The 22,155-nt window shown below is 58.5% G+C and carries 22 protein-coding genes and 3 pseudogenes; 14 read left to right on the forward strand and 11 right to left on the reverse strand.

The features are described 5' to 3' along the window. Positions 1–98 precede the first annotated feature (98 nt). Complete coding sequence (locus H097_RS03100; protein WP_032857247.1) at positions 99–1,640, forward strand: MFS transporter; 1,542 nt, start codon at positions 99–101, stop codon at positions 1,638–1,640. Then, a pseudogene (locus H097_RS28560) lies at positions 1,585–1,704 on the forward strand (outer membrane lipoprotein carrier protein LolA); the annotation flags it as partial. The gene H097_RS03100 and the pseudogene H097_RS28560, both read left to right, overlap by 56 nt. 7 nt (positions 1,705–1,711) lie before the next feature. Here the strand turns inward: H097_RS28560 and sohB are convergent. Continuing rightward, on the reverse strand, positions 1,712–2,734 hold the full coding sequence (gene sohB / locus H097_RS03105; RefSeq protein WP_032857249.1) for a protease SohB: 1,023 nt from the start codon (positions 2,732–2,734) through the stop codon (positions 1,712–1,714). Positions 2,735–2,927: 193 nt separating this feature from the next. Between sohB and H097_RS03110 the strand changes: the two genes are divergently transcribed. The 3 genes from H097_RS03110 (at position 2,928) to H097_RS03120 (ending at position 5,560) form a co-directional block, all read left to right on the forward strand. Next, positions 2,928–3,638: a histidine phosphatase family protein gene (locus tag H097_RS03110; protein WP_032857252.1), complete on the forward strand. Its 711-nt coding sequence runs from the start codon at positions 2,928–2,930 to the stop codon at positions 3,636–3,638. Between the two features lie 56 nt (positions 3,639–3,694). After that, positions 3,695–4,009, forward strand: a complete 315-nt coding sequence (locus tag H097_RS03115; RefSeq protein WP_032857254.1) for an SCP2 sterol-binding domain-containing protein — start codon at positions 3,695–3,697, stop codon at positions 4,007–4,009. 180 nt (positions 4,010–4,189) lie between these two features. After that, the gene (locus H097_RS03120; protein WP_032857257.1) at positions 4,190–5,560 is read left to right on the forward strand and encodes a VOC family protein; all 1,371 of its coding nucleotides are present in this window, start codon (positions 4,190–4,192) and stop codon (positions 5,558–5,560) included. A gap of 145 nt (positions 5,561–5,705) precedes the next feature. Here the strand turns inward: H097_RS03120 and H097_RS03125 are convergent, their stop codons facing one another. The 3 genes from H097_RS03125 to H097_RS03135 all read right to left on the reverse strand — a co-directional run bounded on the left by H097_RS03125 (position 5,706) and on the right by H097_RS03135 (position 7,767). Beyond that, a complete protein-coding gene (locus H097_RS03125; protein WP_032857259.1) occupies positions 5,706–5,945 on the reverse strand; it encodes a DUF465 domain-containing protein in 240 nt (79 codons plus the stop codon). Positions 5,946–6,052: 107 nt separating this feature from the next. Then, positions 6,053–6,691, reverse strand: a complete 639-nt coding sequence (locus H097_RS03130; RefSeq protein ID WP_032857261.1) for a ribonuclease T2 — start codon at positions 6,689–6,691, stop codon at positions 6,053–6,055. Positions 6,692–6,798: 107 nt separating this feature from the next. Beyond that, positions 6,799–7,767: a Gfo/Idh/MocA family oxidoreductase gene (locus tag H097_RS03135; protein WP_032857263.1), complete on the reverse strand. Its 969-nt coding sequence runs from the start codon at positions 7,765–7,767 to the stop codon at positions 6,799–6,801. A 140-nt stretch (positions 7,768–7,907) separates the two neighbouring features. Between H097_RS03135 and H097_RS03140 the strand changes: the two genes are divergently transcribed. Then, a complete protein-coding gene (locus H097_RS03140) occupies positions 7,908–8,270 on the forward strand; it encodes an NUDIX hydrolase (protein ID WP_032857264.1) in 363 nt (120 codons plus the stop codon). A gap of 3 nt (positions 8,271–8,273) precedes the next feature. Here the strand turns inward: H097_RS03140 and H097_RS03145 are convergent, their stop codons facing one another. From H097_RS03145 to H097_RS03170, 6 genes are all read right to left on the reverse strand, one after another. Continuing rightward, on the reverse strand, positions 8,274–8,522 hold the full coding sequence (locus tag H097_RS03145) for a DUF1652 domain-containing protein (protein WP_032857266.1): 249 nt from the start codon (positions 8,520–8,522) through the stop codon (positions 8,274–8,276). A 565-nt stretch (positions 8,523–9,087) separates the two neighbouring features. After that, positions 9,088–9,417, reverse strand: a complete 330-nt coding sequence (locus H097_RS03150; RefSeq protein ID WP_032857268.1) for a hypothetical protein — start codon at positions 9,415–9,417, stop codon at positions 9,088–9,090. Between the two features lie 183 nt (positions 9,418–9,600). Next, a complete protein-coding gene (locus H097_RS03155) occupies positions 9,601–12,078 on the reverse strand; it encodes a TonB-dependent siderophore receptor (protein ID WP_032857270.1) in 2,478 nt (825 codons plus the stop codon). A gap of 102 nt (positions 12,079–12,180) precedes the next feature. Beyond that, positions 12,181–13,128 (reverse strand): FecR family protein, encoded by a 948-nt coding sequence (locus H097_RS03160; protein ID WP_032857273.1) that lies wholly within the window; start codon positions 13,126–13,128, stop codon positions 12,181–12,183. Then, positions 13,125–13,667: a sigma-70 family RNA polymerase sigma factor gene (locus H097_RS03165; RefSeq protein WP_032857274.1), complete on the reverse strand. Its 543-nt coding sequence runs from the start codon at positions 13,665–13,667 to the stop codon at positions 13,125–13,127. Before H097_RS03165 ends, H097_RS03160 begins: the two co-directional genes overlap by 4 nt. 109 nt (positions 13,668–13,776) lie before the next feature. Then, positions 13,777–15,909, reverse strand: a complete 2,133-nt coding sequence (locus H097_RS03170; protein ID WP_032857276.1) for a TonB-dependent receptor — start codon at positions 15,907–15,909, stop codon at positions 13,777–13,779. Between the two features lie 170 nt (positions 15,910–16,079). Here H097_RS03170 and H097_RS28380 point away from each other — a divergent pair, with 170 nt between their 5' ends. The 4 genes from H097_RS28380 to H097_RS03185 all read left to right on the forward strand — a co-directional run bounded on the left by H097_RS28380 (position 16,080) and on the right by H097_RS03185 (position 18,649). Then, positions 16,080–16,241 (forward strand): hypothetical protein, encoded by a 162-nt coding sequence (locus tag H097_RS28380; protein WP_167360822.1) that lies wholly within the window; start codon positions 16,080–16,082, stop codon positions 16,239–16,241. Positions 16,242–16,246: 5 nt separating this feature from the next. Further along, positions 16,247–16,885, forward strand: a complete 639-nt coding sequence (locus tag H097_RS03175; RefSeq protein ID WP_032857280.1) for an XRE family transcriptional regulator — start codon at positions 16,247–16,249, stop codon at positions 16,883–16,885. Positions 16,886–16,951: 66 nt separating this feature from the next. Further along, positions 16,952–17,461, forward strand: a complete 510-nt coding sequence (locus H097_RS29075; protein WP_032857281.1) for a hypothetical protein — start codon at positions 16,952–16,954, stop codon at positions 17,459–17,461. A 351-nt stretch (positions 17,462–17,812) separates the two neighbouring features. Continuing rightward, positions 17,813–18,649 carry an HAD family acid phosphatase gene (locus tag H097_RS03185; protein ID WP_032857284.1) on the forward strand — a complete coding sequence of 279 codons (837 nt, stop codon included), beginning with the start codon at positions 17,813–17,815 and terminating at the stop codon, positions 18,647–18,649. Between the two features lie 61 nt (positions 18,650–18,710). On the opposite strand, the pseudogene H097_RS03190 reads toward H097_RS03185, so the two are convergent. Next, a pseudogene (locus H097_RS03190) lies at positions 18,711–19,004 on the reverse strand (type VI secretion system tube protein Hcp); the annotation flags it as partial. 93 nt (positions 19,005–19,097) lie between these two features. Between H097_RS03190 and H097_RS03195 the strand changes: the two are divergent. The 4 genes and pseudogenes from H097_RS03195 (at position 19,098) to H097_RS03210 (ending at position 22,150) form a co-directional block, all read left to right on the forward strand. Further along, on the forward strand, positions 19,098–19,445 hold the full coding sequence (locus H097_RS03195) for a hypothetical protein (protein ID WP_032857287.1): 348 nt from the start codon (positions 19,098–19,100) through the stop codon (positions 19,443–19,445). Then, a complete protein-coding gene (locus H097_RS03200) occupies positions 19,442–19,972 on the forward strand; it encodes a hypothetical protein (protein WP_032857288.1) in 531 nt (176 codons plus the stop codon). The genes H097_RS03195 and H097_RS03200 overlap by 4 nt, the downstream gene beginning before the upstream one ends. 191 nt (positions 19,973–20,163) lie before the next feature. Further along, a pseudogene (locus H097_RS29080) lies at positions 20,164–20,322 on the forward strand (acid phosphatase); the annotation flags it as partial. Between the two features lie 307 nt (positions 20,323–20,629). Beyond that, positions 20,630–22,150 (forward strand): M91 family zinc metallopeptidase, encoded by a 1,521-nt coding sequence (locus H097_RS03210; protein WP_082445516.1) that lies wholly within the window; start codon positions 20,630–20,632, stop codon positions 22,148–22,150. Positions 22,151–22,155: the final 5 nt, after the last annotated feature.

Here is a 22,155-nt window from a genome sequence, read left to right on the forward strand (position 1 = left end):
CTGGGCGCCGACGATAAGCTGACAGGATGCCCACAGTAGAGAGTCCTCATCATGTCCGTCAATTGCACCTTGCCTGTTGCCTTTCAGGTAATCATGCCATGAGCCAGGTCAGCCCACGCCTTACCCTGTTGACCGCCTCTGGGGTCTGTTCGCTGATTGTCCTCGACACCAATATCGTCGCCGTGACCCTGCCGACTATCGCCCGCGACCTGGGGGCCAATTTCGCCGATATCGAATGGGTGGTCAGCGCCTATATGCTGGCGTTCGCCGCCCTGCTGTTGCCGGCCGGGAGCATTGCCGACCGCTTCGGCCGCAAGAAAACCCTGCTCTGGGGCCTGGCTATTTTTATCCTCGCCTCCCTGGGCTGTGGCGCCGCCCCCAACGTGCTGCTGCTGGATATTGCCCGCGCCGTCAAAGGTGTCGGTGCGGCATTACTGCTGACCTCAGCCCTGGCGTCCATCGGCCACGCCTTTCACGATGAACTGGAACGGGCCAAGGCCTGGGCCTTCTGGGGCGCCTGCATGGGCGTGGCGATGACCGCCGCCCCGACCCTCGGTGGCCTGATTACCCACTACATGGGCTGGCGCTGGATTTTCTACCTCAACCTGCCGGTGGGCCTGGCGTTGTTGGCGCTGGTCCTGCACGCCATACCGGAATCGCGCGACAGCCAATCGGCGCGCCTCGACCCCTGGGGCAGCCTGACCTTCAGCGCCAGCCTGTTGTGCCTGATCTGGGGGCTGATCGAAGCCAACCGGATCGGCTGGGACAACCCGCTGACCTATGCGCGGTTGCTCGGCGGCGCATTCCTGCTGGGTCTGTTTGTGTGGGTCGAGCGTTTGCAACGCCGGCCGATGGTGGACCTGCAGCTGTTCCAGTACCCACGGTTTATCGGCGCGCTGCTCGGGATGTTTGCCTATGCCGGTTGTGCCCAGGTGATGATGACGTTGCTGCCGTTCTACCTGCAAAACGGCCTGGGATTTTCTGCGATTGCCTCGGGTCTGGGCATGCTGCCGTTTGCCCTGACCATGCTGATCTGCCCGCGGATCGGCGCACGCCTGGCCAGCCGCTTCGCCCCGGCCACCCTGATGGCGAGCGGGCTAGCCCTGGTGGGCAGCGGCAACCTGCTCAGCGCCTGGGCCGTGAGTGTCGGCGGTTATCTACCGTTCGCCCTGGCGATTGCAGTGACCGGCGCCGGTGCCGGCCTGCTCAATGGCGATACCCAGAAAAACATCATGGCGTGTGTGCCGCGGGACCGTGCTGGCATGGCCTCGGGCATGAGCACGACCATGCGCTTCAGCGCGATCATGTTGGCGATCGGGGTATACGGGGCGCTGCTGGCCAGTCATAGCGAGCATCTGCTGCACGCCAGTCTCGGTGCACAATGGCAGGCGCAAGTACCGGGGATTGCCTCGCGGGTGGTGGCCGGGGACATGCCAGCGGCCATGGCGCTGCTGCCGGAATCGGCGCAGGGGCTGGTGCAACCCTTGGCATGGCAGGCGTTTGTCGGTGGGTTTGGCAGGGTGTTGTGGGTGGCGGGGCTGTTGAGCCTGCTGGGGGCGCTGGTGGTGGGCCTGCTGCTGAGGCATCCGATTCCCACACCCTGTAGGAGCGAGCTTGCTCGCGAAGGTCATCAAGGATAACGCGGGTCTGCTGGATGACCGCGCTGGTCTTGAGTTTTTCGCGAGCAAGCTCGCGCCTACAGTGGGCCGTGTTACCAGAAACGCTGCTGGGTCAGGCGGCTCCACCAGGCCAGCAGCACTCGGTCCACCGAGCCGCTGGCTGCCAGGCCCACCCGCTCCTGCAGGCTTTTACGCTCGGCATAGTGCAGGTGGAACAGTTCGGCGGTCTTGGCCTTGGTCGCCAGGTATTCGTCACTGGTCTGCAGGGCGTCCACCAGTTGCTTGTCCAGCGCCGCGACACCCAGCCAGACTTCGCCGGTGGCCACTTCATCAATCGCCAGTTGCGGGCGATAGCGCGACACGAAGTTCTTGAACAGTTGATGGGTAATGTCCAGGTCTTCCTGGAACTTCTCCCGCCCCTTCTCGGTGTTTTCGCCAAACACGGTCAGGGTGCGCTTGTATTCGCCAGCGGTCAGCACTTCAAAGTCGATGTCGTGCTTCTTCAGCAGGCGGTTGACGTTGGGGAGCTGGGCTACCACACCAATGGAGCCGAGGATGGCAAACGGAGCACTGATGATCTTCTCGCCGATACACGCCATCATGTAGCCGCCGCTGGCTGCAACCTTGTCGATGCACACCGTCAGCGGCACGCCCGCCTCGCGGATCCGCGCCAATTGCGACGACGCCAGGCCATAGCTGTGGACCATGCCACCGCCGCTTTCCAGACGCAGCACCACTTCGTCCTTGGGCGTGGCCAGGCTCAGCAGCGCGGTGATTTCATGACGCAGGCTCTCGGTGGCCGAGGCCTTGATGTCGCCGTCAAAATCCAGGACAAACACCCGTGGCTTGGCCTCAGGGGTTTTCTTCTGTTTTTTCTCGGACTTGCCCTGGGATTTGCGCAGGGCCTTGAGCTGATCCTTGTCGAGCAGGGTCTGCTCCAGGCGCTCGCGCAGGCCCTTGTAGAAGTCATTGAGCTTGCTGACCTGCAACTGCCCGGCATTCTTGCGCCGACCCTTGCTGCGCAACGCCGCAAAACTGATCAGTACCACCAGAATGGCGACCACCAACGTAACGGTTTTTGCCAGAAAACTTGCATACTCAGCCAGAAACTCCATGGGACTCCTTACAGATACGGTGCGCCAAGCGCGGATCGCCCCAGCATACCGACGGGACCGCCGGGGAGCCAGAGCTGAAACCCCTTGAGACGGGCCTCTAACGAGCTTTTAAAACAAGCGTATGTTTTTTCATTGACAGCTTCCCGGCATCCTCATAACCTCGCCAGACTTTCAACGTACCGGGTGAACGGACGTGGGCAGCATCTATTTGATTCGACATGGCCAGGCCTCCTTCGGTGCAGACGACTATGACGTGCTGTCGCCCGTTGGTGTGCAGCAGGCGCAGATCCTCGGCAGCCACCTGGCTGACCTGGGCCTGACGTTCGACCGCTGCGTGTCGGGCGACCTGCGCCGCCAGCAGCACACCGCCAACGCCGCCTTCGAGTCCATCGGCGCCCAAGGCTTGCCGGTGCCGCCCCTGGAAATCGACAGCGCCTTCAACGAATTCGATGCCGACGCAATCATCCGCGCCCTGCTCCCGGACTTGCTCGACAGCGAGCCCGAAGCCCTGGAGATCCTGCGCAACGCCCCCCAGAACCGTAGCGAGTTCCAGCGTATCTTCGCCCTGATCATCGAGCGCTGGCTGAGCGGGACTTACGACACGCCCGGCCTGGAAAGCTGGCTGGGGTTTGTCGAGCGCGTCCGCGGTGGCTTGCAACGCCTGCTTGAGACTACCGACAACACCCACAAGATCGCCGTATTTACTTCGGGCGGGACCATCACCGCCCTGCTCCACCTGATTACCCGCATACCTGCCGCCCAGGCTTTCGAGCTGAACTGGCAGATTGTCAACACTTCGCTCAACCACTTGAAGTTCCGTGGTCGCGAAGTGGCACTGGCTTCCTTCAACAGCCATACCCACTTGCAGCTGTTGAAGGCGCCGCAGCTCATCACCTTCCGATGAATTGCGGCCAACCGTGACCCCAAGGTCACTGGCACCACCCATAAAAGGATCGAACCATGACTGACGTAGCTAAAGCCGTAGAAGCAATGAAAGCCAAATTCAACCCAAGCGCCGCCGACGGCCTGGACCTGGTGTTCGGTTTCCGTATCGACGACACCAAGAACTTCTCGCTGATCGTCAAGAACAATACTTGCGAACTGCAAGAAGGCGAGAACCCAGACGCCCAAGTGACCTTGGTCATGGACGGTGAAACCATGCAAGGCATCGTCGACGGCTCCACCGACGGCATGCAGGCCTTCATGGGCGGCAAGCTGCGCACCGAAGGCGACATGATGCTGGCGATGAAGCTGAGCGAGCTGTTCCCGGCCTGATCCAGGGCAACCCTGGATTGACCAATCCCGCCTGCCCAGGCGGGATTTTTGTTTGCGCCTGTCGCGCTCATTCATTTGCAGAATGAAGTCCAGAGGAATCTTCGTTTGCGCCCACGGGCAACGCCCAACAAAATCTGGCTTACGGCCCATACCACCGTTATCGCAGCCAGGAATTTTTCTATGTCTACCCCGCGCCATATCAGCCCCGACGACATCCGCAAAGACTTCTCCAGGGCCATGTCCGACATGTACCGCGAGGAAGTGCCGCTGTATGGCGCGTTGCTGGAGTTGGTGGCCGAAACCAATGCCCGGGCGCTAGCAAACGATACCGACCTGGCGCAGCAACTGCAGCGCACCGGTGAAATCCAGCGCCTGGACAGGGAGCGCCACGGCGCCATCCGCCTGGGCACCGCCCTTGAACTGGCAACCATCAGCCGCTTGTTTGCGGTGATGGGCATGCAGCCGGTGGGCTACTACGACCTCACCCCGGCTGGCGTGCCAGTGCATTCCACAGCCTTTCGCGCAGTGCATGAAAGCGCCTTGCAAACCAGCCCGTTCCGGGTCTTCACTTCGCTGCTGCGCCTGGAGCTGATCGAAAACCTTGAACTGCGGGCCTTTGCCGAAGCCGCCCTGGCCAAGCGCTCGATCTTCACCCCGCAGGCCCTGGCCCTGATCGAACAGGCCGAAGCCGACGGCGGCCTCAATGCCAGTGATGCCCAGGCCTTTATCCAGCAGGCCCTGGAAACCTTTCGCTGGCACCACACCGCCACGGTCAGCGCCGCCCAATACCAACAACTCAGCGACCAGCACCGGTTGATTGCCGACGTGGTGGCCTTCAAGGGTCCGCACATCAATCACCTGACCCCGCGCACCCTGGACATCGACCGCGTACAAGCCGACATGCCCGGCAAAGGCATCACCCCCAAGGCCGTGATCGAAGGCCCACCCCGCCGCCAATGCCCGATCCTGCTGCGCCAGACCAGCTTCAAGGCCCTCGACGAAGCCATTGCCTTTACCGATGCCAAAGGCAGTCACAGCGCAAGGTTTGGCGAGATCGAACAGCGTGGCGTGGCCCTGACGCCCAAAGGCCGGGCGCTCTACGACCAGTTACTCAACGCCGCCAGGGACGAACTGGGCGCCTTTCCCAATGAAACCAACGCCCAACGCTACAGCGAACTGATGGAACAGCACTTCCAGGCTTTTGCGGATAATTACCGGGACATGCGCGAACAAGGGTTGGCGTTCTTTCGCTACTTTGTGACCGACAAGGGCCGCGTAGCCGATAAGAGCCCGCGACCCAATCTGGACGCACTGCTTGAGGCCGGTCACGTGGCGATCGAACCCTTGGTGTATGAGGATTTTCTGCCGGTCAGCGCGGCGGGGATTTTCCAGTCGAACCTGGGCGATACGGCGCAGAGTCACTACGCGGCCAACGCCAACCAGGCTGAATTTGAACAGGCCCTGGGCCGCCGGACCATTGATGAGTTGCAGCTGTATGCAGACACCCAGCAGCGCTCGATCGACGCCTGCCTGCAGGCGCTGCGCACCTAGAAAATAGAGTTCGCCCGACACCACAACGCATTCCATGCGCAGTCAACGTGCCCCAGGGTCGGGCGAACGGTTGGGATAATAGGCAGTGGCGGGACGGCTGTCCTTTGGTCAATTCTGAACAAATATGGACGCCTGCCAGCGCTGGCTAATGCCCCTTGGTCTGCTCCAGTTGTTCGACGATTTTATCTTTGATCAACAGGCGTTTCTTCTTCAGGTTCTCCACATCATCGTCATTGGCACTTGCGGATTCAGCTTCCAATACCTCCTTGTCGGCGACGTCATATTGGGTAAGCAATACATCCAACCGATGGTGGCTTGCCCGACGCTGCTGGACATCCTCCTTGCTCAACCCCAAATCCTGATAAAGATCATGTTTCACTGGCATGAAGTACCTCCGCAAGTTAATCAATGACTGGTACACCTTGAAACTAGCCCATCCATGGGTCTCTTGTCATGCCCAGGGTCAATTCCCCGGGCCGACATAGAAGACAACTAGCGCTGCGCAGGAATCCGGAGCTCACCACCACGGCATTGCGTCTTGATGCTCTGCGGGCAACCGGCCAAGCGCAGTTCCTTATTCAAGCAGACCCGCACCTCCGACAACACCTTGCCCTTGCAGATCACGGCCATGCCGTGGCGCCCCATGCTGGGGTTACTCTCGCGAAACAAGGCTTCAATGTCCCTGGCGGCGAGTGGGCCGGGCACATTGAAGGGCTGGAACGCCTGCGGAATCTGCACCACGCCCAATGCAGCATCGGTCTTGTCCAAATAGTCGGACGCCTCCAGACCACTGCATGTGCCGTGCTTGGCCCATTCATGCTTGAGCAGTTTTTCGGTGACGAACAATGACATGCCCTTGGCCATTTCTTCGGCCGACAACCGTGACTGCGGCAGGCAAGAGGCTGGCCACCCGCCCCGTGCATATTGTGGCCACAGGCCATGCAGCACAAAGCCGTAACCCTTGCCGATGCACTGCTGGTCCTGCGGATGGGTCAGGCAAAAAGTCGGCGACCAGGACAATGCCAACACATAAAAATCAAAGTCGCCGGCTTGCCCCTGGTTACGCGAGGCGGCGCCTGCCTGCGTAGCCAACACCAGGCACAGGGCGATCCAGGCGGTTTTCCATTTCATCGAGCTAATCCTTCTTTAAAGTGAACGGCCAGTGTTCTGAACCTCCGCCCCAACGGGTAGTCAGCCAACGCGCCGCCGCGCAGCAGAAAGCGCAACAGCTCCAGGCATCAAGGCTTGCGCTGCAACACCCGATCCATGATCCGGTCGGTCTTCAGGGCCTCGATCGCCAGGGCCGGGTGCACGCTCTCGCCGCGGATATGCGCGTTCATGCCCAACACGTGGTGCCACTGGATATGGGGGTGATGGGCAATGTGCAGGGTCTCGCTGACCTCGGCTTCCAGTTGCAACGGCTGCTCGTCGAACACTGAAAAAGTGATACGCCCCTGGCTGCCAATCAACTGGACCCGATCCTCGCGACGGTCGGCGACAAAGTTCCAGCAGCCCATCCCCAGCGCGCCCGAACTGAAGCTCCAGCAGGCGGTAACGGCATCTTCCGCCGCATAGCGCCCGGCCTGATGTGCGGTGTAACCCGTGACCTCGACGATATCTCCCGCCAGGTACTGGAACAGGTCGAAGCCATGGCTGGCCAGGTCGGCAAAATAGCCACCCCCGGCAATCGTCGGGTCGGTACGCCAGTTGCTGGTTTGGGTATCGGTCGGCGACGGCGGCTTGCACAACGTCCAACTGAGGTGCCGCAACTCGCCGATGCGCCCCTCTTGCAGCCAGGCGCGCACCTGCTGGAAGCGCGGCAGGGAGCGGCGGTAATAGGACACAAACAGATGCAGCCCGGCGCGTTCGAAGGTGCGCTGCATCAATGCGCTCTGTTCAGCATTCAGCGACATCGGTTTCTCGACGCAGCAATGCTTGCCCGCCGCAGCCGCCAGCAGGCTGTATTCCAGATGGCTGTCAGGTGGCGTAGCGATGTACACCGCATCCACTTCGGGGTCATTGACCAGTGCCTGGGCATCCGTGTAGGTCCGGGCAATCCCGTGGCGTGCCGCATAATCGCGCACCACTTCCTCGCGCCGCCCCATCACGGCCACCAGGGCCGAGCCTGGCGCTTTGTAGAAGGCGGGTCCACTCTTGATTTCAGTAACACTGCCACAACCGATCATGCCCCAGCGGATGGTACTCATCTGACTTTCCTTCATCAGTATTCTTTCAGTCGGGCAGTATCGGTGTTTTCCTGTGCGGCCTCCAGCCTCCCCCCATAAAGACCCAGCATGACAATTGCATTACACTTTTATGACAAGCATCTAGCTGCGGGGCACAGACGATGAAAATACGCGCAACGGTGATTTGCGAGCACGAGGGGCACATTCTGTTCGTGCGCAAGGCCAGGTCGAAATGGGCATTACCCGGTGGCAAGGTCGAGCGCGATGAGCGCCCGGTCGGCGCGGCCGAGCGTGAACTGCAAGAGGAAACCGGGCTGAACGTGGATGGTTTGCTGTATCTGCAAGAATTAAAGGCCAGTGACACACTGCATCACGTGTTTGAAGCCTCGGTAGTGAACATCGACCAGGCCAGGCCCTGCAATGAAATCATCGATTGCCAGTGGCATGCCTACAGTGCCTTGGAGCAACTGGACGCAACCGATACCACCAAACAGATTGTCCGCTCGTTTCTGCGCAGGCTCTGATACCTAGCCGAATGCCGCAAACCCACGGCGCCCGGCCGCAAGCTCGGTGCGCAGTTCGCCGATCAGGTTGGAGATGGCACGGATGCTGTCCAGGCCCTGGGGCGACACGCCGGTCAACAGCAGGTCCACACGACCGGACTCGGGCTCGAAGACACGGATCGTCAAAAAACCCTGGGGGTTGACGCTACAGTCGCACGACAGCGGGACAAAACCGGACGCCATGATGCGGCTCAACTCAACGATCGGAATCATCCTGGACACCCTTGCTCGCACATGACGCGATAGACGTGATTCATACAGGGTAGGTCAGGTTGTGCAGCGCGTGTGAGTAATCCTACGAAAGTGTTAGCTACCCCACACTTTTCCCCGACGGCGCTGGTGCATTGGCGCCAGAAAAACCACGAGCATTCAGGTATGAAGGTCAAATCCCGGGCAAAAAAAATCCCAAGTAGCTGATGGACACTTGGGATTTAAAAATGCATAAACCGTGGGAGGTGAACGCCCGGGCATAATAACCAGCGAGACAACTTGTAACAAGTTGATTAATAGCCTTTCGTCGGATTAAAACAGCGCTAAGTCATTCAATAACCACACATTTTTTATGGAGCATGACTTCCTCAGTGCTACTTTTTGGTGCAACTTGCAAACTTGCCAGGTTAAAACCTTAATAACTATAAGGTTAATGAACATCCATGAACGCAGTTGACGTTTGTGTAGGCGCCGGCTTGCCGGCGAAGCACCTGAGAGCAACGCGGGGGACCAGACACCCCGCGTTATCGTTGACGTTTTTCGCGGGCATGCCCGCTCCTACAAGTGTCTATTTGCGCGCCAACTTGTAACGCACGCACTCTTCATAAAAGCTTGCGCGAACGGCCGTAGGCTTGAGTCGCGAAGGGCTGTCATAGGTCTGCTCGGTGATGCCCATGGCCATCATGCGCATCCAGGACTTGTCGAACTTGTACCGCTGGATCTTCTGCCGCGCCGCATACAATGAAACGCCGGCCAACTTCAGTTCCTGGGCCCTGGCCGCCGTCCCCGCCCCCCAACTGCACATGTACCGATCCCCTTCGCGCAGCGCCTTGCCCTGGGCCACCGTCGTCCCGCTCGCCAGGGCCAAGGCAATCAGCGTGATTTTTACGTTGCGCATTGGCATCCCACCTAACCACCTGAAAATAAAAGTGATTTTGGCGAAACATTGGCGACGTGGGGGCCAGCAAAATGCCTTCTCGATACATTTGAGCAAAACCCTTGCCCGCTGCAATAAAAAAGGTCAGCTCGATAATGAACTGACCTTTTGAGACGGCATTGCTACGCAGGGCGTTTTTTCAACTTACCACTGATACGTCGCACTGGCCTGCACCGTACGCTGCGAGCCATACCAGCACCACGAGTACGAATAGCAGGACGCGACGTACTCTTTATCCGCCAGGTTGGTGGCGTTCAGCGCCAGGCGCAGGTTGTCGCCCAGGGTATTGATGTGCGGGATGTCGTAGTGCACCGCCGCATCAAACAAAGTGTAGCCCGGGACCTTCAAGGTATTGGCAGTATCGCCCCAGGACGAGCCGACGTAACGTGCGCCCGCACCTACGCCAAACCCTTTGAGGTTGCCGTCGTGCAAGGTGTAGTCGGCCCATACCGAGGCCGTGTGGCGCGGTACAGCATAGGTGGTGGTACCCTGGGTCGGTACGGCCGGGCCTACGCCAATGTCGGTGATCGGCGCGTAGCGCACGGTGCTGTTGGATTTGCTGATGCGGTTATCGAGGTAGGCATAGGCCGCCGTGATATCCAGGTTGTCGTTAAGGCTGGCCTTGCCTTCCAGTTCGAAGCCACGGGAGCGCACTTCACCGTCCTGTACCTGGCAACGACCACTGCCACACAGATGAGTGGGGTCCGGATCCATGGTCGGTACGTTGTTCTGGCGCAGGTCGAAGATAGCGGCGGTGATAAAGCTGTTGCTGCCTGGCGGCTGGTACTTGATGCCGATTTCGTACTGCTTGCCTTCGGTCGGCTTGAACACCGAACCGCCGTAGCCGGTACCGGTTTGCGGGGAGAAGGATTCGGAATAGCTGGCGTAGGGCGCCAGGCCGTTATCGAAGAGGTAGACCACACCCAGGCGGCCAGTAAAGGCTTTGCTGTCCAGGGAGGATTTGGACTTGGCGCCAGTCTTGAGGGTCAGCGTGGTGTTGTCGGTACTGGCCCAGTCATAACGGCCGCCCATCAACAGTACCCACTTGTCCCATTTCATTTGCTCTTGCAGATACACCCCGGTCTGCTCGCTGCGAGACGTGGCGTCAGTGGTGAATGCCGGCGTCTGCACTGGCACGCCGTATACCGGGTCGAAGATATCCAGGTCCGATCCCTTGCCATAACCGGCCTTGGTATCGACGCTGGTGTTCTGGTAATCAAGCCCCATCAACAGCGTGTGCTGCACCGGGCCGGTGTCGAACTTGCCTTGCAACTGGTTATCCAGGTTGTAGGCGTCCATATCGACATCGGTGGCGATGGTCGAGCGGCTCATGGTGCGGTAATCGGCCTGCAGATTATTGCTGTAGATACTGCGATAGATCCCTTCGCTGCGCATATAGCGGGCGTTCTGGCGCACGGTCCAGACATCGTTGAAATGATGCTCGAAGGCATAGCCGATGGAGTAATGCTCGCGATCACTCTTCTCGAAGTTTTTCTCGCCGTCATAGAAATCCACATCAATCTTGCGCCCGAGCGGGCTGTGCAGCACAGACCCCCAGGCCGGGACCGAACCGTAGGACGCACCCTTGGGGTCCTTCTGGAAATGCCCGAGCAAGGTCAGCGAGGTGGCCTCATTCGGACGCCAGGTAAAGGCCGACGACAGGGACTGACGACGGGTCTCGGTGTGTTCGACCTGGCCGTCGGCATCATCGAACAACCCGGCGACGCGATACGAATAAACCCCTTGCTCGTCCAGCGGGCCGCTGAGGTCGAAGGTGGTGCGCTTCTTGTTGAAGGTGCCGTACTCGACGCCCACTTCATGGAACGGCGTATCCAGCGGGCGCTTGGTGACCATGTTGATCACACCGCTGGGGCTGCCCTGGCCGTACAACACCGACGCCGGGCCGCGCAGGACCTCCACGCGCTCCAGGTCAAAGGCATCCTTTTGCGGCGAGGCATCGCGGCTTGACGCCACGCGCAAACCATCCAGGTACGTCACCGGCGAGAAGCCACGGATGGTCAACTGGTCCAGGCGCGAGGCAGTGGCGCCACGGGTTTCCGGGACGACCGCGGCGCTGTAGCGCAGGATCTGGTTGAGGCTCTCGGCATTCTGCGCACGCATCTGGTCCTTGGTGACCACCGAGATCGATTGCGGGGTCTCGATCAACGCGGTGTCGGTCTTGGTGCCGGACAGGCTGCGCGTGGCGACATAGCCGGATACCGGGCCGATCGGGCTTTCGCTTTGATAGGCACCGCTGATGGTCGTGGCCTGTAACTCCACAGAACCGTCCGCCTGGGGGATGGGCTCGATGCGGTAGCGCTTGGCAGACAATGCCTGGGCACGTAGACCGCTACCCGCCAGCAATTGGGCCAGTGCTGCGTCGCTGCTCAACTGCCCGCTCAAGCCACTGCTGCGCTTGCTGCGGGTCAAGGCCGGATCAAAGGCCAGGGCCAGCCCGGCCTGTTCGGCAAAGCCATTGAGGGCCTGGCTCAGGTCACCGGCAGGGATCGAGAAATGGCTGCCTTCATCAGCCCATGCCGTGTGAATGGTCAGGGGCACAGCGGCAAAAGCCAGCGCCACTGACAGCGCCAGCGGGTGCAACGGACGAGCAAAGCGTGACATGAGAGGTCCTGGAAAATGGAGTTCTATATTCCATGACGGCCATGTCGGGAAATCGGGTATGAATGAGCGGCCTTTTTATTTGAATGGGTGTTTTCAGCCCGCTCAGATGGGTTTGACCACCACCATCAGGTCAGTGAAATACTCCACCTTGATCGGCAGGTTATCCGCCAGGGTCGCCAGCGCCGCGTCGCTGTCATCGAGCTTGAACACACCCGACACACGCATGCCTTGCAACGCCTGGGGATCAAAATGCACCACGCCATGGCGATAGCTGGCCAGGGTCTGCAGGACTTCGCTCAGCGGCCGATCATCCACCGTGAGCAAGCCTCGGGTCCAGGCAGCCGGGTCGCTGTTGCCGACCGGTTGTGCCGGCTGTGCACGTCCCTGCTTGAGGATCGCACGCTGGCCTGCGGTCACTTTCACCGCTTCGCTGTCGTTGCCTTTGGCGGCCACTGTTGACTCGATCACCGTGACCACGGTCGAGCCGTCCACTGCACGCTGAACCAGGAAACGCGTACCCAGTGCCGTTGCCGTGCCCTGGTCAGTGCGCACCATAAATGGCCGTTGCGCGTCCTTGGCCACTTCGACCCACATCTCGCCCTTGAGCAATTCGATCACACGCTGGCGGCCATCGAATTTCACGTCCAGCGCCGAGTTGCTGTTGAGCTGCACCTGGCTACCATCGGCCAGGACAACCTGACGCCGCTCACCGACGCTGGTACGTTGGTCGGCTGTCCACACCGGCAGTTGCTCAACACCCAGCCAACCGATAACCAACACACCCAGCAACGCCAGGGCTTGCCCACCTCGCACGGCGTACCCGGATTTACGTGGAACAAAGGCCTGATTCAACGCCAGGCGTGCCGGCTCGGCAGGCAGTTCATCAAGGCTGCCCCACAGCGATCGCATGCGCTCGAAAGCCACCCGATGGCGTGGGTCGGTCTCGCACCACGCCTCAAAGGCCTCGCGGTCGATAACGCTGACGTCCTCGTCATTGAGCAGCGCCAACCAGCGCGCCGCCTCACTGACAATCTGCTCGGTGGATGTCACAGCGGGTCGGCGCCGTGCAGCGTGTGGTAGCAATGCACCAGCGCGCTGGAAATGTAGTTTTTTACCGTGCTGGACGACACCTGAAGCTGGGCGGCGATTTCACTGTAGGTCAGCCCGTCCAGGCGGCTGAGCAGGAACGCCTCGCGAGCCTTGTCCGGCAGACCGGCGAGCATCAGCGCAATGCGCTCCAGGGCCTGCAGCGCCACATGGATGGCCGCAGGGTCGGGCATGCCAGCGTCTTCGTATTGGACGGCCAGGGCTTGCATGTAGGCTTTCTCGATCTTGCGTCGTCGCGCGCCGTCAATCAGCAGGCGTCCGGCTGTGGTCGCGAGAAATGCCCGGGGCTCTTGAATGTTGTGGGGCTCGGCCAGCAACAACACCCGTACGAATGCATCCTGGGCCAAGTCCGCCGCATGCTGTGAGCAGCCGAGTTTCTTGCGCAGCCAACCGTGCAACCAGGAGTGGTGGTCGCTGTAGAGCGCGGTGAGTGTCTGCTGGCGGCGGGCGATATCACATTCGGCCACAGGAAAATCATGCATGCGCAAAAAATTCTCAAACAAGAAAGATTACCAATCGCGCAAACGATGACAGCAAAACGATAGCAGGGCAAGGGCCCGACGATGGCGCCTGGCTATAAGTTTAGGAGCCTTAACGCAGGCTCCAGGAAACCCCGGCATACACGCCCATGCCATCGCCCGGCGTCGAGCGCGCCATATCACGGCCTTGATCGTCATAACCCGGGGTCACGGTATTGGCGTAGCGCTGGTTGGTCAGGTTGCGCAGGTCGACCCAGGCTTGCCAGTCCTGTTTCGGTGCGTCGTAACCAACGGTGGCGCCCAATAAGCCATAGGCTGACGCGTAGTAGGAGTTGGCATAGTCCACCGCCACCCGCGAGGAATACTCACCATTGAGGCTGCTGAAAAAACCGCTGGGATGGCTGTAGCGCAACTGCGCCTGGTAATAGTGCTTGGGGATGCCAGGCAGCGTGTTGTCGCCAAAGCGTGGGTCGTCGCGGTAGTGGAAGTTGCTGAAGGTGTAGGCCTGGCGCAGGGCCAGGCGGCCGGCATTACCACCGTCCCACAGCGGGCTGGTGAGGCTCAGTTCCAGGCCCTGGTGGATGGTCGGGCTGGCATTGGACTCGGCAACCACCTGCGAACTGTTGAGCGTGGCCGCCTGGGTCTCGACGCTGAGCAGTTCATGGCGCACCAGCGAGTGATACAACGCCAGGTCCCACTGGCCGAACCAGGCTTCGCCGCGCCCGCCCAGTTCCAGGGTGGTGGCGGTCTGGTTTTGCAGTTCCACGCCTTCGCGGGTCAGGCCCGCCTCCGGCCTGCCAGAGTCTTTCGCAAAGAATTTGTTCGAACCCCAGATCATCGACCAGGCATGCGGCGGCTCGACCGAACGGCTCAAGTTGCCATACACCTGCAACTGCGGGTTGAAGTCATAGCGCAGGCCCACGCGCGGGGCGTAGTCCCAGTCGTGGGTACTCAAGGGGGCACGGGTGTCGGGATAAGTGACTTCGGTTTCGCGGCGGGTGTAGATCGCCGCCAGGCCGGTGGTCAGCCACAGGTCGGGCAACAGTTCCAGGTCGTTGCTCACGTGCAACACCGTATCCGAGCCCAGGTAACTGTAGTCACGGGTCTTGGTGCCGGGAGTGAAGTTAGCAGTGGTGCCGGCGGGTACACGCACGTACTCGGACACACCGTTATTGGGCAAACCCTGGGTGGTGCGCAGGCCGACGATGGTCTTGCTGTCGCGCCCCAGCAGCGTGTCCTGACGGATGTAATTCAAGGTGCCGCTGATATCGGTGTATGCCACCTTCAACCGGTTGGTGCCTTCGCGCAGGTCCATGGGGTAATCGTGGTAGACCAGCCCAGCCTCTACCCGAGAGTTATCGTCCAACTGCAATGTGGTCTTGTTGGCGATCCAGGTAGACCCCGGCTGCAAGCGCTTGGAGTCGCGCGCCAGGTTGACGGCATTGGCCCTACGCGGGCTGTGCTCGATCTGCTCGCGCGTGAGTTTGCCGGGGCTGTCGTTGGCGGTTTCGCGGTAACGGAAATAGAAGCGGGTTTCCAGGTCCGGGTTGAATCGGTAGCCGAAGTTGGCCGCCACACCCTTGCCACTGCCGGCGCTCTGTTGCTGGAAGCCATCGTAGTCAGAGTCGGTCAGGCTGATGTAGTAGTCAGCATCGCCCAGCACTTGCCCGGAGCTGATTTCCCGCTGGGCGTAACCATGGCTGCCAGCTTCGTAGCGCACGCGCAACTTGGGGGCATCGTAGCCGGTGTGGGTCACATAGTTGACCGCACCACCCAGGGCCAGTGCGCCCCGGTCAAAGCCGTTGGCGCCGCGCAGCACTTCGACCCGGCTGAGCCACAACGGGTCCTTGAGTTCGTAAGGTGTGCCGCCGGGGCCGGTGAGTGGCAGGCCGTCGATGGTTTCATACAGGCCGGACGCGTGGCTGCCGGGACCACGGTTGATGCCCGAGCCGCGAATGGAGATTTTCACCCCTTCGTTGTTCGCCGCCTTGGCGTAGATGCCGGCCTGGTACTTGAGTACATCTTCGTTGCTGCTGACTCGCCCCTGCTCGACGCTGGCCATGTCAATGTAATTGGTCCCACCGGGCACCTGCCGCAGTTGCGCCTGGGCCGCCTCACCTTCGCTCAGCTCGCTGCTGGTGACTTGCAGCGGCGCCAGCTGCAGTGCCTCCTGGGCCTGGGCCAGGTGACTGAATGTCAGGGCGACGCCGAAAGGAAGAAGCAGCAAAGGTTGTCGCAGGCGCATGGGCCGAATCCTGGAAAAGTTCAAGCGTTGGAAGAACCAGGGGTACGGTAGGTCACGTCTGTTTTTAAGTCCAAAATAGAATTAATAAATGCTAACTCAGTATTTAAGGAAATAAGCTGCACGCAGTAATGTGGAGCAACCGAGTCACCACCGTCACCCGAGACTGCCCCATGTCGATATCCGCCAACGTCATTGATTTCACCCTCCACCGCAAGCGCCGCCAGGCACGTGCAGCGGCCGAGCTGATGTGGGCAATGTACGCGGCGCGTGCCGGGCTGTCGGGATTCACCTTGCAGACCAGTAACGCATCCAGCGATACACGCCGGGCATAAGGCCGATGAGTTTTCTCCAGGCCCTTCCCGAACGGCTGCCTCCCACCGCTCAACCCAAGGATTGCGCCACCCGCGACGACGATGCCATCAGCCAGTGCGTCGCGCATAACCTGCAGCGCCTGCGCAGCAAACGTTACTTGTCCCTGGATGCGCTGGCCCGCGCCTGTGGAGTAAGCCGGGCGATGCTCGCGCAAATCGAGTCCGGACGAAGTGTGCCGTCGATCAAGGTGCTGTGCAAAATCGCCAAGGGCCTGAAAGTATCGGTGGCGGCGTTCCTGGAAAACCGCTCGTTCGAAGGGGTTGAATTGCTCCCCGCCCACCACAGCAAACGCCTGGTGAGTGCCGATGGTACGTTCGTCAGCCGTGCATTGTTTCCCGACGACATGTCACGCCAGTCGGAGTTCTATGAGATACGCCTGAGCGCGCGCGGTGAAGAGGTGTGCGAAGGCCGCAGGCCAGGAATCCAGGCAAACCTGGTGGTCGCTCAGGGCGTGCTGGAAGTCAGCGTCAACGAGGAGCGATACTTGCTGTCCACCGGCGACTCGATTCTGTTCTATGCCGACCAGCCCCACCGCTACCGCAACCCGGCAGACAGCGATGCGCTGGCGTTCCTGGTCATCATCCACCCCGAACGCCTGGACTGAACGCAAAAAGCCCCGCCTGAGCAATCAGGCGGGGCTTTTTCATGCCCGCGAACAGCCTGTCAGCAGGTGCAGCACATCATCGGCATGCCGTTGCAACTCATCATCATCGGCATGGCGCAGTCATTCATCATTTTCTTCATCAGCATGCAGCAGTTGTCCATCATCGCCATGCTCATGCCGGGCATCGGCATCATCTTGCAGGTCATGCCATCGGCTTGCAGGGTGCATTCCATGACGCACTTCATCATCGGCATCGACATCCCCATCGGCATGTTCATCGCCGGCATGTTGTTCATCATGGCCATGGTGTCTTGCGACATGCACATCATCGACAGATTGGCACACTGCATCATCATCGGCATGCCGCAGTTCATCATCATCACCATCATTTCGGCGTTGTTCTTGAACATCGCCATGTCCATGCCGGCTGCCGGTTTCATCGTGCACATCATGGCATCACCGGTCATTTCACACTGCATGGTGGCCATCATCATCGGCATGCCCATCATCGGCATCATCGGCATCGCGTTGTTCATTGGCATCTGCATGGCATTCATCATGTTCGAAACTCCGTAATCGACAGGAAAGGACTAAATTCTGGGGCCGATTCTAGAGATGACACACGGCGGTGCAAGACGCTGGCCGAGCAGCAGAAATAGACGTCAGACCGTCCGATTATCATTTAAGACAGACTGTAAAAGCGTGGGAGCAGACAAATGCTTGTTATTGCATCCACTCCCGATGCAGCGACCTGAAAATAGCAGCGATGGATATTCACTGGAGTGCTATGTACCTTCGATAAGGAAATAAACGATCTAACCCTTGTGAAAATAAGCGCCTGATGCAGGCTGGCGCGCAATACTGCGGTACTGTGCGGAGCTCGATCGTCGTTCCACTATCGCCATTTTTTTAAGGCCGACTATTTTTATGCGTCTGATGAATGTTGCCGGCGTATGCCTGCTTTCTTCGGTACTGATGGGCTGCCAACAGCGCCCACCCGCTAACGACCAACTGGATGCAGTGCTGTGGACCCAGACCTCCATCGAGCATGAGCTGATCTATCGCCAGGTGTTCGCCGACGCCACCCGCCAGCTCGACGTGGCCCTGGCCACCAAGGACTGGGACGCCCTGCCCTTTGCCCCACGCAACCTGGCCGGCCTGCCGCCGGCGGTGATCGTCGATATCGATGAAACCCTCCTGGACAACGTGCCGCTCAATGCCCGGGACATCGTCAACAACCAAGTCTACTCCTATGACCGCTGGAACACCTGGGTCGACCAGGCCAAGGCCCAGGCCCTGCCCGGCGCCGTGGCGTTTTTGCAGGCGGCCAAGCAACGCGGGATCAAGGTGTATTACCTGACCAACCGTGAGCACAGCCAGGTCCAGGCCACCGTCGACAACCTGCGTTTGCGCGGTTTCCCGATAGAAAACAATGAGCAGGTGCTGGCAGCCGCCACCCCGACCGGCCATTGCGAACAAGCGGGCTACGGAAAGAACTGCCGACGCCAATGGGTCGCCAGCCAGGCGCGAGTGCTGTTGATGGCCGGTGATTCCCTGGGGGATTTCGTCCAGGCCGAACACAACACCCTGGCCGCCCAGCGTCGGGCGGTCGAACCCTATGCGGGCTGGCTCGGCCAGCGCTGGTTCCTGCTGCCCAATCCTACCTACGGCAACTGGTACAGCGCGCCCTATGGCGACCGCGAAGAGATACCGTTTGCGCAGAAGCGCTTTTTCAAGCGTGAGGCCCTGCAGTTGCAGCAATAACCCGCTTTATATAGGAGTCGGCTTGCCGGCTCTTGCCGCAGAGCAAAGCTGCTCCGTAACTCTAGTTTTTAATATTTTCGCGAATGTTCCAGCCAAACTTCACCGGCCCTCCGTCCTTTGCGCCTTCTGCTTTTTGAGGCTGGTAACTCACTTCCACCTTGGCAAAATTCAGCGCGAGACTCTCATACAAAATATCGCTGTTATCGTCAGTACGCACGTCATAGGAAGTAACCATGACTTCCTTCAACACAATGACCAGATACTCCAACGAATTGGGGCCGCCAGCCTTACGCACTAGGAGTCTCGCTTCTGGATAATGTGTGCCGCTGGCACAGGCCATCATCATCGATATGGGAAGCACCTTTCAGCATAAAGGAGCTTTTCTGACATTCATCCACGACGACACATCTTTAATCTCACAGGCCTCATGAAAGCCAGGCGTTAAGGAATGACTTCGTCCCCGCTCAGAGATGGATTCCCTTCAGTCCATCGCATCACACGCCAACAGATTGAAAGCAGCGTTGACCTGCACCAACTGTTCTTCGCCATTGATGCAGATCCGCTACTGATCGGTGCGGGAGTTGTCTATATAGATCCACGGTTGACGCCGAAACTACTCAAGTTAAAACAGGCCACAGGAAGTCTACCAAAACGCATCAGTGCCACAGAAATCCAGGCGTCCACCGCAAGCCATATTCGAGACGCCATGGCCGCAACCCTTGGCTTGGGCAGCAGCGCAATGTCTGGGAACATCAACACATTAGCTATTGGCATCTATGAAGAAGTAATGCCATGAGCCGGCAAAGGAGACTAGACCTGAAAAAGTCGAAAGGCCGGAAAACGCTCTACGACTCCAATTTTTTTATTGAAGATCCATGGCCACTCCTCAAACGTTATATGCCGGTTATAGGGGGCGACCTCCTTGTCGGGTGCTTCTCGATTGCTATAACCACCGTCTTAGTAACGGTGACCTACCTCTCTACACTCCCAACGGTTCTGCTCTCCCAGATATTTTTTTTCGGTAGCCTGGGGTCGGGCCTGATATTTACGATCGCTAAATTCAAAGTTCTGTCCGGTCGAACTCATTGGGTTTGGATAAGTACCGGAATTTACTTCACGTGCCTGCTGATATCTCTTCCGGCAATCATCTATCGCCCAAGCCTTTACCTTTACCTCATGGCGCTCGTTGGGCCGCTAGCAGGCCTGCTGATTCTCAACAGCAACCGGTGCAAGGAAATGCGCAAAAAGATGGTTGAAATCCGCAATAAGCGTGAAGAGAGAGTCGTCACCCTCAAAAAACAAGGCAAATGGAAGTGGTGGTAGAGCCAGGGGTTACACAGCCGTCGCCTGGCGATACTGACGCGGCGTAAAGCCGGTCAACGCCTTGAACTGCCGGGTAAATGCACTGACACGCGGGTCACGTACAAACCTGGGCGATTAGGCTAATGTACTGACCCTGAGTCCCCTTCACTTTTAAGGCCGAGTCTTTCACGCGTAATCCTACTTTCGCCAGTATCTGCCTGTTTTCTTCGCTATTGGTCGGTTGTCAGCAGTACCCACCCACCAACGACCAACTGGATGCCGTGCTCTGGACCCAGACCTCCATCAAGCATGATCTGATCTATCGCCAGGTGTTCGCCGACGCCACCCGCCAGTTCGACGTGGCCCTGGCCGCTTTTTCAAACGTGAGGCCCTGCAGTTGCAGCAATGACGATCAAATCTGGGTCAGCCACCATAAGTACTGACATCACCAGGTAGAGGAAGCTGCATACCGGAGTGCGTTGAAAAGTCTTTACGCGATATGAACCCTTCAAGTTCCGTGGAACTATGTTGCCGTCGACACCACAGATGCTATCAAGTCAATGACGAACACAAGCATGGATTAGGATTGCGGACTTTCCGGGCCCAGCTAAAAACTGCAATAGCCTAATCATTATTACGTCAGTGTCGACAAAAGCAAAACAGTTCAGAGGCTGTACTATGAAAATATCACACAGACCACCTGCCACCTCCTTTAACGCCACACAGCATCCAACATCATCCAGCAATGGATCTTCTGACGGGATAAAAAAGCAAAATCGTGATTTCTCAAACACCCTGACGATATCTGAAATAAAAAAACCAGAACTGGGAATACATCCTAACAAAGAAGAGCTATCAAAGAAGTACCCACTCCTAAGCGATCGAAACGTTACAGTTTCTCGCGAACTGAAGTGGGTATATGAAGCGCCTAAAACCAAGGTAGAAAAAGATCGCCTGGTGATAGAAACCACAAGTCATGCAGACACTGTTCACGTAAAAAAAGCAAGCAATAAAAGTATTGATATTATTATCAACGGCAAGACCTACCATATAGACAGTCAGCAGCGTGATCAGAAAATCCCGGAGATCCATATTAAAACCCTCGGAGGCGACGACCACGTCTGGGTCGATCCTGATGTCAGTGAACGGATGCTCATCGAGACCGGGGATGGTGCTGACTATGTTCAGGCCGGAAGTGGTTATACGCGGGTGCTGGCGGGTGCCGGCAACGATACGGTGCGACTTGGCAGCGGCTTTGGTTATGCCGAGGGCGGCAAGGGAGATGATGTACTGATTGCAGGCCGCGGAATGGGTGCACTGTACGGAAATGATGGCAAGGACAGAATGTTTGCAGGCTACTTTGGCAACACACAAAGAACCTATATGGATGGTGGGCGTGGCAATGACGAAATGTACGCAAAGGGTGGGCGTACTATTATGCACGGCGGCCTGGGCAATAACTTTATAATGAGTTGTGGCGGTAGCCATATCTATACTGGGAAAGAAAAAAACCGGATTATCTCACTCAGTGATACCGATACGATTTTTGCCAAGACAGATGATACTGTCCAACGCACTTCCGGCTCTAAACTGGTAGAGGCCAAATACTCTGACGCAGGGCACGCGGGCTTGAAAGTTTCAGGAACCCCTGAATTCAAACAGCGGATTGCAGATGACTTTGAGCTACTACGCCTATCACCCACAGGGCAAAAAATGCTGATGGAGCTTGATGAAGCCTATCGGCGCAATACTGCGTCTGACGGTGATACACCGAGGGCTGAAATATACAACGTGGAGACCGGGCAATTTGAAGAAGATCAACCCATCGAGATCAAGCAAGCAGACGATGATGACGGGCACTTCTTTTTCCGGGACATAAACGTCAACCCTTCATACTTGGGGACCAAGCCCCAGACATTTCCAATCAGTATTTTATATCATGAAATGGCCCACGCTTATAACGCTGTAAACAAAAGTGAATTTAAAGGAAAAACCAAGATCAATGATGGACCTAAAGGTTTAGAAGATAATATAGAGCGTCAAGCCGTCGGTTTATGGACGAACGAGTCATTCGATTTCGACAGAGACCCGTCCACACCGCCTACATTTACCAACCCAAAGCCATTCACGGAAAACGGCCTTCACGAAGAAATGGGTGAGCCCCTGCGCAAGGCGTACCACATTGAGAATGTTGTTTGAAGGTC

The sequence above is a fragment of the Pseudomonas sp. FH4 genome (assembly GCF_000510915.2).
Lineage (GTDB): Bacteria > Pseudomonadota > Gammaproteobacteria > Pseudomonadales > Pseudomonadaceae > Aquipseudomonas > Aquipseudomonas brenneri.

Bases quoted from the DNA above. Each gene is read 5' to 3' on its own strand.
- H097_RS03100 (WP_032857247.1), top strand. From the start codon at position 99: ATGAGCCAGGTCAGCCCACGCCTTACCCTGTTGACCGCCTCTGGGGTC.
- sohB (WP_032857249.1), bottom strand. From the start codon at position 2,734: ATGGAGTTTCTGGCTGAGTATGCAAGTTTTCTGGCAAAAACCGTTACG.
- H097_RS03115 (WP_032857254.1), top strand. From the start codon at position 3,695: ATGACTGACGTAGCTAAAGCCGTAGAAGCAATGAAAGCCAAATTCAAC.
- H097_RS03120 (WP_032857257.1), top strand. From the start codon at position 4,190: ATGTCTACCCCGCGCCATATCAGCCCCGACGACATCCGCAAAGACTTC.
- H097_RS03125 (WP_032857259.1), bottom strand. From the start codon at position 5,945: ATGCCAGTGAAACATGATCTTTATCAGGATTTGGGGTTGAGCAAGGAG.
- H097_RS03130 (WP_032857261.1), bottom strand. From the start codon at position 6,691: ATGAAATGGAAAACCGCCTGGATCGCCCTGTGCCTGGTGTTGGCTACG.
- H097_RS03135 (WP_032857263.1), bottom strand. From the start codon at position 7,767: ATGAGTACCATCCGCTGGGGCATGATCGGTTGTGGCAGTGTTACTGAA.
- H097_RS03140 (WP_032857264.1), top strand. From the start codon at position 7,908: ATGAAAATACGCGCAACGGTGATTTGCGAGCACGAGGGGCACATTCTG.
- H097_RS03145 (WP_032857266.1), bottom strand. From the start codon at position 8,522: ATGATTCCGATCGTTGAGTTGAGCCGCATCATGGCGTCCGGTTTTGTC.
- H097_RS03150 (WP_032857268.1), bottom strand. From the start codon at position 9,417: ATGCGCAACGTAAAAATCACGCTGATTGCCTTGGCCCTGGCGAGCGGG.
- H097_RS03155 (WP_032857270.1), bottom strand. From the start codon at position 12,078: ATGTCACGCTTTGCTCGTCCGTTGCACCCGCTGGCGCTGTCAGTGGCG.
- H097_RS03165 (WP_032857274.1), bottom strand. From the start codon at position 13,667: ATGCATGATTTTCCTGTGGCCGAATGTGATATCGCCCGCCGCCAGCAG.
- H097_RS03170 (WP_032857276.1), bottom strand. From the start codon at position 15,909: ATGCGCCTGCGACAACCTTTGCTGCTTCTTCCTTTCGGCGTCGCCCTG.
- H097_RS28380 (WP_167360822.1), top strand. From the start codon at position 16,080: ATGTCGATATCCGCCAACGTCATTGATTTCACCCTCCACCGCAAGCGC.
- H097_RS03175 (WP_032857280.1), top strand. From the start codon at position 16,247: ATGAGTTTTCTCCAGGCCCTTCCCGAACGGCTGCCTCCCACCGCTCAA.
- H097_RS03185 (WP_032857284.1), top strand. From the start codon at position 17,813: ATGCGTCTGATGAATGTTGCCGGCGTATGCCTGCTTTCTTCGGTACTG.
- H097_RS03195 (WP_032857287.1), top strand. From the start codon at position 19,098: ATGACTTCGTCCCCGCTCAGAGATGGATTCCCTTCAGTCCATCGCATC.
- H097_RS03200 (WP_032857288.1), top strand. From the start codon at position 19,442: ATGAGCCGGCAAAGGAGACTAGACCTGAAAAAGTCGAAAGGCCGGAAA.
- H097_RS03210 (WP_082445516.1), top strand. From the start codon at position 20,630: ATGAAAATATCACACAGACCACCTGCCACCTCCTTTAACGCCACACAG.